The organism is Nocardiopsis sp. MT53, from assembly GCF_019598965.1.
Classification (GTDB): domain Bacteria; phylum Actinomycetota; class Actinomycetes; order Streptosporangiales; family Streptosporangiaceae; genus Nocardiopsis; species Nocardiopsis changdeensis.
In genome coordinates this window covers 3,873,803-3,885,567 of record NZ_CP080599.1, presented here as the reverse complement: position 1 = coordinate 3,885,567, position 11,765 = coordinate 3,873,803, and the positions used below count along the sequence as shown (strand labels likewise).

Genomic DNA, 11,765 nt, shown 5'->3' with positions numbered 1-11,765 from the left:
TATTGTGGACGCCCGGTCCCGCCCCGCCGAACCGTGTTACCGCTCCCTGTTCTCCCGGGCACGCTTGCGCAGGTAGTCGGTGGCGGCGCCGGCCCCCTTGTCGATCTTGTCGTCATGGGCGCCGCCGGTCGCCTTCTTGGCGGCGTTCGCGGCCTTGCCGACCAGCCCCTCGACCTTGTCGGCGTTGTCGTCGACGGCCTTCCTCAGTTTGTCGAACGCATCTCCGGCACCGGACATGGATTCCCCCCTCAGGTCCGTCCTGCACCCAAGGCGATACCCGGTGGCACGCCGGTTATGCCCCCGTGTCATATGTGCAGGATGAGCCGTGCGACCGAGAAGTAGATGATCAGGCCGGTGGCGTCCACCAGGGTCGCCACCATCGGCGAGGACACCACGGCCGGGTCCACGCCCACCTTGCGGGCCAGTAGCGGCATCGACGAGCCGATGATCGCCGCCCAGGTGCAGATGGCGATGACCGAGCAGGCCACCACCACGGCGACCTGGAACCCGACCAGCAGGGCGCCGATGGCCAGCGCCAGGCCGGCCAGCATCACGCCGAGCAGCAGCCCGACCCGGGCCTCCTTCCAGATCACCTGGGGCAGGTCTCGGACCCGCACCTCGCCGACGGCCAGGGCGCGCACGATCGCGGTGGCGGACTGGGCGCCGACGTTGCCGCCGGTGCCGATGAGCATCGGCACGAACACCGCCAGCGCCGTGACCTCCTCCAGGGTGGCCTCGAAGACCTGCATCACGTTGACGGTGAGGGTGGCGGCCACGATGAGCAGCATGAGCCACACCGAGCGGGCGCCGACCAGGCGCAGCACCCCGACGCTGACGTAGTGGTCGCCGACGGGGCTGGCGCCGGACTGGCGGGCCATGTCCTCGGAGTCCGCCGCCTCGATGAGCTCCAGGGCGTCGTCGAAGGTCAGCAGGCCCACGAACCGGTCCTCGGAGTCGACCACCGGCAGGGAGACCAGGTTGGCCTCCTGCATCAGGCGGGCGGCGTCCTCGGCCGGGTGGGTGGCCCGCACCCGCGGGGCCAGGACGTCCACGATGTCCTTGAGCAGCCGGGCGTCGTCGTTGACGACCAGGTCGCCCAGGGTGACGGTGCCGACCAGGCGGCGGCCGTCGGTGACCACCGGGAGCGTGTAGATGGTCTCGGCGTCGGCTCCTTTGGCACGGACGATCTCCAGGGCGCGGCCCACGGTGAGGTCGCGGTGCAGGACGACCGTCTCGGGCGTCATGAACCGGCCGACGGCGTCCTCGGGGTAGCCCAGCAGCGCCGCCGTCATCCGGCGCTCCGCGGGGCTGAGGCCGGCCAGGGCGCGGGTGGCGATCTTGGCCGGGGCCTCCCCGATGAGGCGGGCCCGGTCGTCGGGGTCCATCTCCTCCAGGAGCTCGTGGAAGGCGCTGTCGCGCAGACCCAGGAGGATGGCCTGCTGCTGGCCGGGGTCGAGTTCCTCGAAGACCTCCAGCTCGCGGTCCTTGTCCAGGAGCCGGAAGGGGATGATCGCCTGCCTGCCCGCCATGCGGGCGAGCTCGTCGGCGATCTCGTAGGGCCTATGTTCGGCCAACCAGAGCCGGATTCCCGTCAGGTCGTTGTTCTCGACCAGTTCGGTGAGTTCTTCAGCGCGCTCGCCTTCTGACATGCGAAGCACCCCCTCGCGTTCTCCTCCGCCCGCAGGGCACGGCCGCGGACGACACCGGTTGCGTATGACGGCTCCGGGTCCCGTCGTCACTGGTGTGGTGGACCGCGCGGAGTCGGCGCCGGGGATGAGGAGGGCGCGCACGGGTATCCGGGGACGTGTACGGGGACGGCCGCCGTACGCGGGACGGGGAGCACCCCGAACCTTACCCGTCCGGGGGCCGCGCACGGGTCCGCCGCCCCGTCCGGGGGTGTCGCCGGGGGGTCAGTCGCGCCAGAGGACGACCAGGGCGCAGTCGTCGTTCTTGTCCTTGCTGAGGGCGTCGACCATCTTCCCGGCACCGGTCGAGAAACCCCTGGTCACCAGGGTCTCGGCCGCGCCGAGCAGGCGGTCGATGCCGGCGTCGAGGTCCTCGCCGGGGGTCTCGATGAGGCCGTCCGTGTAGAGCATGAGGGCGTCGCCGGGCCGCAGGCGGCCGCGGACCGAGGTGTAGGTCATCTCCGGGATGACGCCCAGGACCACGCCCTTGGCCTCGGTGGTGGTCCAGGAGCCGGTACCGGCGTCGTAGTGGACCGCGGGCGGGTGCCCGGCGGAGGCGATGCTGTACTCGCCGGTGGTCAGGTCCACGCTGAGGTGGACGGCGGTGACGAATCCCTCACCGCCGCCGGTGCGCATGAGGTAGTCGTTGCAGTGGGCGAGGAAGTCCTTGGTGGGCACCGCGCCGATGAGCCCGCTGAAGGCGCCCGAGAGCATCAGGGCGCGGGTCCCGGCGTCGACGCCCTTGCCGGAGACGTCGACCACGGCGATGTCCAGCCGGTCGCCGTCGCGGTCGGAGACGACGAAGTCGCCGCCGAAGGAGGAGCCCCCGGCCTGGCGCAGGACGGCGGTGCGGCCCCAGCCGGACGGCAGCCCGGGCAGCCGGCCCTGCTGGCGCAGCCGGTCGCGCAGGTCGAGGAGCATCATCTCGCCGCTCAGGCCCTGCACGCCCAGGCGCTCGCGCACGCCCGACAGCAGGTAGGACAGCACCGCGGTGACGCCGATGGTGACCAGCAGCCCGGGGCCGACCTGCCCGAAGTCGAGCATGAAGGCGACGAAGACCAGGACGGCCGCGACCACGGCGAGCAGGGCCGCCAGGCTCTTGCGCTTGAGCAGCAGGCCGCCGGCCAGGACGGTGAGGATGGTGGAGCTGGGCGGGAACCACCCGGCCGGGCCCCAGACGGCGCCGACGCCGATGCCGACGGCCAGGGTGACCAGGGTGATCAGGACGAGCCGGTAGCGGAAGAGCACCTTGCGCCGGAGGACCGCGACGATCCGCTGCGCGGTGGTGCGCAGCAGTCGGGCGGCCTTGGCGTTCGGTGTGGGCTTCATCAATCCTCTGTGCGGGCGCGCCCGCCCGTGGGGGTTCGGTCTCGGTCGGCTCGGGTGGCCCGTGCCGCGACCGTGGCGGTCCGGCGGGGCTCCGGCGCCGTCCCCGGCTCGGGACGTGCGACGGGCTGAGGGCGGTGTGGGGACCCGCCCGCGGTCGTGGCGGCGGGCCGAGGGCACCGCCGGGCGGCGGCCGGGACGGAACCGAGCCGCTGTGCACGAACTGTAGCGCGGGGGATGTCCGACTGGCACGTGCATCCGTCGGTGTTCTCCCCCATAATCGAGGGTTTGGGATCAGCCCAAACCCGTTCCCGGGGCCCCGCACGCGGACGCCCCCGCCCGGGTTCACGGACGGGGGCGCTCGGTTCCCGGCGGGGCCGGGAGGGGTCCTCAGGGCAGGGGCGGGAGCTCGCCGGTCTCCTCGTAGGCGCTCAGCATCGCGATGCGGCGGGTGTGCCGCTCCTCGTCGCTGTAGGGCGTGGCCAGGAAGACCTCGACGAAGCGCGTGGCCTCGTCCAGGGTGTGCATCCGGCCGCCGATGCCGAGCACGTTGGCGTCGTTGTGCTCGCGCGCCAGCCGGGCGGTGTCCTCGCTCCAGGCCAGGGCGGCGCGGACGCCCGCGACCTTGTTCGCGGCGATCTGCTCGCCGTTGCCGGAGCCGCCGATGACGATGCCCAGCGCACCGGGGTCGGCGGCGACGCCCTCGGCGGCGCGCAGGACGAAGGGCGGGTAGTCGTCCACGGCGTCGTAGGCGAAGGGCCCGGCGTCGACGACCTCGTGGCCGCGCTCCTTCAGCCAGGAGACGAGGTGTTCTTTGAGCTCGTAGCCCGCATGATCTGATCCAAGGTAAACACGCACGGACACAGTGTCGCAGGTCGCCGGGGTGGGGATGCACGACGCCCCGCCCGTCGAGGGGACGGGCGGGGCGTCGGACGCGTCTGTGACCGAGGGTCAGGCGGCGCCTGCGGCGGCCGCGACGCTCAGACCCAGCACGGCGAAGAGGGCCATGGAGGCGATCGCGATCACGTTGCTGATCACGATCATCTTGATGTCCTTGCCGAGGGGTCCTGCCTTGGAGACCGCGGGCTTGTTGCTCAACTCACACCTCGATTGGGTTCGACCAGGGATGACCAGTCGGAATTTTTCCACACCCCTCAACGCGATTCTCACCGGGGCCGATTCCTGGTATGAACCGTTCCGGCCCGTGAGTCCGGACACACCGGCCGGTCACATCTGCACGGCCTTGATCTCGCAGAACTCCTCCAGGCCGGGGAGCCCCCACTCGCGCCCGTTGCCGGAGCGCTTGTAGCCGCCGAAGGGGGCGCGGGGGTTGAGCGCGCCGCCGTTGAGCTCCACCTGCCCGGCCCGCAGGCGGCGGGCGACCGCCAGGCCGCGTTCGGGGTCGCCCGACCACACCGCGGCGCTGAGGCCGTAGTCGGTGTCGTTGGCGATGGCCACGGCCTCCTCCTCGGTGTCGTAGGGGATGAGGACCAGGACCGGCCCGAAGATCTCCTCCCGGGCGATGCGCATGTCGTTGCCGACGTCGGCGAAGACCGTGGGGCGCACGTGGTAGCCCGGCCCCTCGACGGGCTCGGGGCCGCCGGCGACCAGGCGGGCGCCCTCCCGGACGCCGAGCTCGATGTAGGAGCGGACCTTGTCGAGCTGGGCCGCGGAGACGAGCGGGCCCAGCCGGGTGGACTCCTCCTTGGGGTCGCCCGGGACGTACTTGGCCGCGGCCTGCGCGGCCAGGGCGACGGCCTCCTCGTAGGAGTCGCGGTGGACGAGCATGCGGGTGAGGGCGTTGCAGCTCTGGCCGGTGTTGCGCATGACGTCGGCGACGCCGCGCTTGACGGCGGCGGTGAGGTCGGCGTCGGGCAGGATCACGTTGGGCGACTTGCCGCCCAGCTCCAGGGCGACCCGCTTGACGGTCTCGGCGGCCACCTGGGAGACGCGCACGCCCGCGCGGGTGGAGCCGGTGAACGAGACCATGTCGACGCCCGGGTGGGCGGCGATGGCCTCCCCGACGACCGGGCCGGTGCCCGAGACCAGGTTGAACACGCCCGCGGGCAGGCCCGCGTCGTGGAACACCTCGGCCAGGGCGTAGGCGCTCAGCGGGGCGACCTCGCTGGGCTTGAGGACGACCGTGTTGCCCGCCAGCAGGGCGGGCACGACCTTGAGCACGATCTGGTGCAGCGGGTAGTTCCACGGCGTGATGGCGCCCACCACGCCGACCGGCTCGCGGACGATGAGCGAGTTGCCCAGCTTCTCGCCCTCGAAGTAGCGCTCGCCGGTCTCCTCGACCAGGTCGATGTAGGTCCGGAACATGAGCGCGGGCAGGCCCGCCTGCACGCTGCGGGAGAACTTCACCGGCGCGCCCATGTCGCGGGTGAGCAGGGCGGCGATGTCGTCGATGCGCTCGTTGAAGAGGTCCAGCGCGTGGGCGAGGTGGGTGACGCGGCGGCCGGGGGCCAGGGCCGACCAGGCCGGGAGGGCGGCCGCCGCGGCCGCCACCGCGGCGTCGACGTCCTTGGGGTCCCCGGCCGGAACGGTGTCGATGACCTGCTCGGTCGCCGGGTCGATCACGTCCAGGGCCTCGTCGGAGGCGGAGTCGCGCCAGGCGCCGTCGATGTAGAGGGATCGCATGCCCCCACTGTCGCAGAACCGGATTCGGTCGGCCAGTGCGGGAGGCACGACCGGTGGACCCGCCGATGACGGCCGGGCCGGGCCCCGGTCGCGGGTTCCTCAGTCCCAGTGCGGGGGGCGCTCGGCGATCAGGCGGTCGGTGGAGTCGTCGGAGACGTCGTCGCCCCAGCCCAGCGCGCCCTCGTCGGAGGTGGTGTCGGGCAGGACGTCGAGGTCGTCGAGGAAGTCGACCCTGCGTTCGTCGTCGGGTTCGGGCACGGCCGGTCCTTCCGTCGTCGTGGGCGGCCGCCGCCGCGGCCCCCTCCAGTGTGCACCCGCGCGCACCCCGGATCGCGCCGCGCCCGGGGGCCGGGCGCGGCGCGCCGCCGTGCTCCCGTGTCAGTCGAAGACCGGGCCGCGGGTGCGGGTGCGCTTGAGCTCGAAGAAGCCCTCGGTGCCGGCGACCAGGCGGACGCCGTCCCAGAGCCTCCCGGCCTCCTCCCCGCGCGGGGTGGGGGTGATGACCGGGCCGAAGAACGCGACGTCCTCGACCTGGACGACGGGGGTGCCCACGTCCTCGCCGACCAGCTTCATGGCCTCGGCGTGGGAGGCGCGCAGGGCCTCGTCGTACTCCGTGGACCCGCCGGCCTCCGCCAGGTCCTCGGGCAGGCCCGCGTCGGCCAGGGCGGCGCGGATCGTCTCGTCGGTGCGGGGCTCGTCGTTGTTGTGGAAGCGGGTGCCCAGAGCGGTGTAGAGGGCACCCAGGACCTCGGCCCCGAAGCGCTGCTCGGCGGCGATGCACACGCGCACCGCGGACCAGGACCGGTCCAGCAGCCGGCGGTAGTCCTCGGGGATGTCGCGGCCCTCGTTGAGGACGCCCAGGCTCATCACGTGCCAGCGCACCCGCACCGGCCGGACCTTCTCGACTTCCAGCAGCCAGCGGGAGGTGATCCAGGCCCAGGGGCAGGCCGGATCGAACCACATGTCCGCGTAGGCGATGTCCTGCTCGCCCGCGTCCGCGGCGGTCTGCGTCATGGAGTGCTCCTCGCAAGAGAGTCGGGGCGGCGCCCCGCGGGGGTCGACGTAGCGCTACAACCTTCGATTTCGGTTGCGCATTCCGACCCCGTGCGTGGCAGGATCGGAGCCGAATCGACAACCGATCCACCGGCCCCGACGACGCCCCGCCCAGAGGAGTTCCCCCGGCCCGCGCCGTCGTCCCCGGTGAAGCGATCCGGCCGGCGACGACGGCGGCCGTGGAGGGAGCGTGGCGTGGCAGGGAACCTGACCCGGGACGAGGCTCGGGAGCGGGCGCGCATTCTGAGCGTCGACTCCTACGAGGTGACACTCGACCTCACCACCGGGGACGAGACCTTCCGGTCCACCACCGTGGTCCGCTTCTCCTCTTCGGAGCCGGGTGCGCGGACGTTCGTGGAGCTGGCGGCGCCCCGGGTGCTGTCGGCGACGCTGAACGGGGCGGAGCTCGACCCGGCCGGGCTGTTCGACGGCGAGCGCCTGACGCTGCCGGAGGTGGCCGCCGACAACGAGCTGACCGTGGTGGCCGACGCCGCCTACATGCGCACCGGCGAGGGCCTGCACCGGTTCGTGGACCCGGTGGACGACTCGGTGTACCTGTACACCCAGTTCGAGACCGCCGACGCGCACCGCATGTTCGCGTGCTTCGACCAGCCGGACCTGAAGGCGACGTTCGAGCTGACCGTGTTCGCGCCGCCGTCGTGGACCGTGGTCTCCAACAGCGCGCCCGACGTGACGCGCGAGGCGGCCGGCGAGGAGCGGGTGCGCTGGCACTTCCCCGCCACGAAGCGCATGTCCACCTACATCACGGCGCTGGTCGCCGGCCCGTACCACGAGGTGCGCGACACCCACGACGGCATCGACCTGGGCCTCTTCTGCCGGGCCTCGCTGGCCGAGCACCTGGACTCCGACGCCCTGTTCGAGGTCACCAGGCAGGGCTTCGACTTCTTCCACGACCTGTTCGGGGTCCGCTACGCCTTCGGCAAGTACGACCAGCTGTTCGTGCCGGAGTTCAACGCGGGCGCCATGGAGAACGCGGGCGCCGTCACGTTCCTGGAGGACTACGTCTTCCGCTCCCGGGTGACCGACGCCCGCTACGAGCGGCGCGCCGAGACGATCCTGCACGAGATGGCGCACATGTGGTTCGGCGACCTGGTCACCATGCGCTGGTGGGACGACCTGTGGCTGAACGAGTCCTTCGCCACCTACGCCAGCGTGTACTGCCAGGCCAACGCCACCAAGTGGACGGACGCCTGGACCACGTTCGCGAACGTGGAGAAGTCCTGGGCGCTGCGCCAGGACCAGCTGCCCTCCACCCACCCGATCGCCGCCGATATGGTCGACATCCAGGCGGTCGAGGTGAACTTCGACGGCATCACCTACGCCAAGGGCGCCTCGGTGCTCAAGCAGCTGGCGGCGTACGTGGGCGTGGACGCGTTCTTCGCGGGCGTGCGCGCCTACTTCCAGGAGTTCGCCTTCGGCAACACCGAGCTGAAGGATCTGCTCAAGCACCTGGAGGCGGCCTCCGGCCGGGACCTGTCGGGCTGGTCGCGCGAGTGGCTGGAGACCACCGGCGTCAACACGATGCGCCCGGACTTCGAGGTGGACGCGAACGGGGACTTCACCTCGTTCGCGGTGCTCCAGGAGGCGGCCCCCGAGCACCCGACGCTGCGCTCGCACCGACTGGCGATCGGCCTGTACGACCGCACCGAGGACGGCATCGTGCGCCGCGACCGGGTGGAGCTGGACGTCAGCGGCGCCCGCACCGAGGTGCCGGAGCTGGTCGGCAGGGCCCGCCCCGACCTGGTCCTCATCAACGACGACGACCTGACCTTCACCAAGATCCGGCTGGACGAGCGGTCCCTGGCCACGGTCGTGGACGGCATCGGGAGCATCCGGGAGTCCCTGCCCCGCGCGCTGGCCTTCGGCGCCGCCTGGGACATGACCCGTGACGGCGAGATGCCCGCCCGCGACTACGTGGACCTGGTCGTCTCCGGCATCGACGGCGTGGACGACGTCATGGTCGCCCAGACGCTGCTGCGCCAGGCCGTCTCCGCCCTGCACAACTACGCCGACCCGGCGTGGCGCCCGTTCGGCTTCGAGAAGCTGTCGGAGCGCCTGCGCGAGCTGCTGACGACCGCCGAGCCCGGCGGCGACCTGCAGCTGGCCTACGTCAACGCGCTGGCCTCCAGCGCGGTCGGCGACGCCCACCTGTCCCTGCTCCGGGGGCTGCTGGACGGCGCGATCACCGTGGACGGCCTGGTGGTGGACACCGAGCTGCGGTGGACCCTGCTGCGCCGCCTGGTGGCCACCGGCAAGGCGGGCGAGGAGGAGATCGACGCCGAGCTGAAGAACGACGCGACGGCCGCCGGGCAGCGGCACGCCGCCGGTGCGCGGGCGGCGGTCCCGACCGCGGCGGCCAAGGCCGCGGCCTGGGACCGGATCGTGGGCGAGGAGCTGGCCAACGCCGAGTTCCGGTCGGTGCTGCTGGGCTTCGTGGAGCCGGGCCAGGCCGACCTGTACCGGCCCTACGTGGAGAAGTACTTCGCGCAGCTGGCCCCGGCCTGGGAGAAGTGGACCGGCGAGTTCGCGCAGACCTTCGCCGAGTTCATGTACCCGGGCGGCCTCGTGGAGGAGGCGACGATCGAGCGCACCGACGCCTACATCGCCGAGAACTCCCCCGCCCCCGCCCTGCGGCGCCTGCTGGTGGAGGGGCGCGCCGGGGTGGAGCGGGCGCTGAAGGCCCGCGCCGTGGACATCGCCGCCGGCGAGGCCCGTTAGGACGTGTTCGGCGGATCATTCCGGGTCGCGGCCGCTCCCGGCATTCGGCACAAGCACCGAAACGCTCGAAAGCATCCGCCGAACACGCCTTGGCCGCGTCGACGCGGCAGAGGTGACGGGCCCGGGGACGTCCTCCCCGGGCCCGTCCCGTGTCAGGAGCCCCGCGTCCGGAACCGCGGGGCCGGGCGCTACAGGGTGCGGCCACGCCCGTCGGCGAGCGGGCCCAGGGTGCGGCGGATGCGCGACACCATGCGCGGGTCCGCGAGCAGCTCGTCCACCAGGACGGGCTCTCCCTCGCCGTTGGTCAGCGGGATCCGCCAGTTCGGATACTCGGTGCTGGTGCCCGGCTGGTTCTGCATGCGCCGCTCCCCCACCACGTCGGTGAGCGCCACCCCCACCATCCGGGCCGGGGTCGCCATGAGGTAGGCGTGCATGGCGGTGACCACGGCGGCCGGGTCGGCCAGCGGGTCGGCGTCCTCCTCCAGCAGCCCCAGCTCCACGAGCAGGGCCCGCCAGCGCTCCACCCGGGCCTCGGCGTCGGCCCGCTCCTCCTCCACCGGCCGGGACAGCAGCCCCAGCCGGTCGCGCAGCTCGACGTGCTCGGCGGACAGGAACGACGCCACCGGGGGCAGATCGTGGGTGGCAACCGTGGCCAGGCAGTCGGTGCGCCAGTCGCCGGGCGGGCGCGGGGAGCCGTCGGCCCCCTGCTCGAACCACAGCACCGAGGTGCCCAGGATGCCGCGATCGGACAGGTGGTCGCGCACCCAGGGCTCGACGGTGCCCAGGTCCTCGCCGATGACGACGGCGTCGGCCCGGCGCGCGGCCAGCAGCAGGGCGCCGACGGTGCCCTCGTGGTCGAAGGAGACGTAGGTGCCCTGGTCGGCGGAGGCGCCCTCGGGCACGCACCACAGGCGGAACAGGCCCATGATGTGGTCGATGCGCACCCCTCCGGAGTGGCGCAGGGCCTGGCCGAGGATCTGGCGCAGCGGGCCGTAGCCGCGTTCGGCCAGGCGGCGCGGGTGCCAGGGCGGCTGCCCCCAGTCCTGGCCCAGGCTGTTGAACTCGTCGGGCGGGGCGCCCACGTGCAGTCCCTGGACGAGGGCGTCGCCGAACATCCAGGCGTCGGCGCCGCCCGCCTGCACGCCGATGGCGAGGTCGTGCACGACGCCCATGCCCATGCCGCCCGTGCGTGCGGTGGTCTGGGCCTGGGCGAGCTGCTCGTCCAGGACCCACTGGAGCCAGCGGTGGAACTCCACCAGCGGCCAGCGGTCCAGGGCGGCCCGGCCCACGGCGTCGTCGGTGACGTCGCGCAGGTGCGCGGGCCAGGTCCGGTGGTCGGGGCCGTACTCCTCCGCCAGCGCCGACCAGGTGGCGAACTCCACCAGGGGGCGGCCCTCGCGTTCGAGGTAGGTGCGCAGCGCGGCCTCGCGGCCCGGTGCCCGGGGCACCTGGAAGAGGATCTCCAGGGCGGCCCGCTTGGACTCCCAGACGGCGTCGCGGTCGAGCAGGTCCGCCGTGCGGCCGCGTTCGCGCAGCGGCCGGGCCAGGCGCTGGATGCCCTCGCGCTGGGCGGGGTCCAGCCGGGAGTACTCCGGGACGTCCTCGATGCGGATGTACAGGGGGCTCGCGTAGCGACGGCTGACCGGCAGGTACGGGGAGGGCTCCACCGGGGCGACGGGCTCGGTGGCGTGCACCGGGTTGATGAGGACGAAGTCGGCGCCCAGGTCGCGGGCGCTCCAGTCCGATATCTCGGCGAGGTCGCGCAGGTCGCCGATGCCCCAGGAGGCCCGGGAGCGGACGCTGTAGAGCTGGGTCATGACCCCCCACAGGCGCGGGTTCTCGCGCAGGGCGGTGGGGTCGATCCGGTCGGGGACCACCAGCAGGGGCGCGTCGTGCTCCGTGCCGCGGTGGGTGACGCGCAGTGTGTGGACGCCCAGGGGCAGGCCCTGGTCGAAGGGCAGCAGGGAGCCGTCGGCGGTCTCGACGGTGCTGTGCACCCCCTCGGGGAGCACCGGGTCGGGCGCCTTGCCCTCGCGCAGGACGACCGCGGGAGGGAGCAGGGCGGGCTCCCGGTCCGGCGGCTCCCGGTCCGGGTCGGCGCCCAGCGCGGCCAGGACATGGCGGATGACGTCGGGGTCGACCGGGACCCTGCGCCCCCGCCAGTCCTCGTAGCTCGTCGCGACACCGTACTGCTCGGCCACACGGGCCAGCTGAACGTCCCTCACAGAAACCGATCATGCCCTAACGGGGACTCCGTACACCGCAAGGACGGGCCGGTACCGGCCGGTGGACGCCCGGTAACAGCCGTCCCGTGGGGGA

At 72.8% G+C, this 11,765-nt stretch carries 10 protein-coding genes; 1 reads left to right on the top strand and 9 read right to left on the bottom strand.

Annotated features, from left to right (window positions below):
• Positions 1–36: 36 nt before the first annotated feature.
• The 8 genes from K1J57_RS17350 to K1J57_RS17315 form a co-directional block, all read right to left on the bottom strand.
• Entirely contained in the window at positions 37–237 is a 201-nt protein-coding gene (locus tag K1J57_RS17350) for an antitoxin (RefSeq protein ID WP_220559612.1), read from the bottom strand.
• A gap of 68 nt (positions 238–305) precedes the next feature.
• On the bottom strand, positions 306–1,649 hold the full coding sequence (gene mgtE / locus K1J57_RS17345; protein WP_220559611.1) for a magnesium transporter: 1,344 nt from the start codon (positions 1,647–1,649) through the stop codon (positions 306–308).
• A gap of 261 nt (positions 1,650–1,910) precedes the next feature.
• Positions 1,911–3,014, bottom strand: coding sequence for a PP2C family protein-serine/threonine phosphatase (locus K1J57_RS17340; protein ID WP_220559610.1), 1,104 nt, complete (start codon positions 3,012–3,014; stop codon positions 1,911–1,913).
• 387 nt (positions 3,015–3,401) lie between these two features.
• Positions 3,402–3,869 carry a ribose-5-phosphate isomerase gene (locus K1J57_RS17335; protein WP_220559608.1) on the bottom strand — a complete coding sequence of 156 codons (468 nt, stop codon included), beginning with the start codon at positions 3,867–3,869 and terminating at the stop codon, positions 3,402–3,404.
• Positions 3,870–3,962: 93 nt separating this feature from the next.
• Positions 3,963–4,109 carry a hypothetical protein gene (locus tag K1J57_RS17330; protein WP_220559607.1) on the bottom strand — a complete coding sequence of 49 codons (147 nt, stop codon included), beginning with the start codon at positions 4,107–4,109 and terminating at the stop codon, positions 3,963–3,965.
• Positions 4,110–4,238: 129 nt separating this feature from the next.
• Positions 4,239–5,654, bottom strand: coding sequence for an aldehyde dehydrogenase family protein (locus K1J57_RS17325; RefSeq protein ID WP_220559606.1), 1,416 nt, complete (start codon positions 5,652–5,654; stop codon positions 4,239–4,241).
• A gap of 99 nt (positions 5,655–5,753) precedes the next feature.
• Entirely contained in the window at positions 5,754–5,912 is a 159-nt protein-coding gene (locus tag K1J57_RS17320; protein WP_220559605.1) for a hypothetical protein, read from the bottom strand.
• A gap of 120 nt (positions 5,913–6,032) precedes the next feature.
• A complete protein-coding gene (locus K1J57_RS17315) occupies positions 6,033–6,668 on the bottom strand; it encodes a DsbA family protein (RefSeq protein WP_220559604.1) in 636 nt (211 codons plus the stop codon).
• A gap of 234 nt (positions 6,669–6,902) precedes the next feature.
• On the opposite strand from K1J57_RS17315, the gene pepN reads away from it, so the two are divergent.
• Positions 6,903–9,446 (top strand): aminopeptidase N, encoded by a 2,544-nt coding sequence (gene pepN / locus K1J57_RS17310; protein ID WP_220559603.1) that lies wholly within the window; start codon positions 6,903–6,905, stop codon positions 9,444–9,446.
• A gap of 188 nt (positions 9,447–9,634) precedes the next feature.
• Here pepN and malQ read toward each other — a convergent pair whose 3' ends face one another.
• Positions 9,635–11,671: a 4-alpha-glucanotransferase gene (gene malQ, locus K1J57_RS17305; protein WP_220559602.1), complete on the bottom strand. Its 2,037-nt coding sequence runs from the start codon at positions 11,669–11,671 to the stop codon at positions 9,635–9,637.
• Positions 11,672–11,765 lie beyond the last annotated feature (94 nt).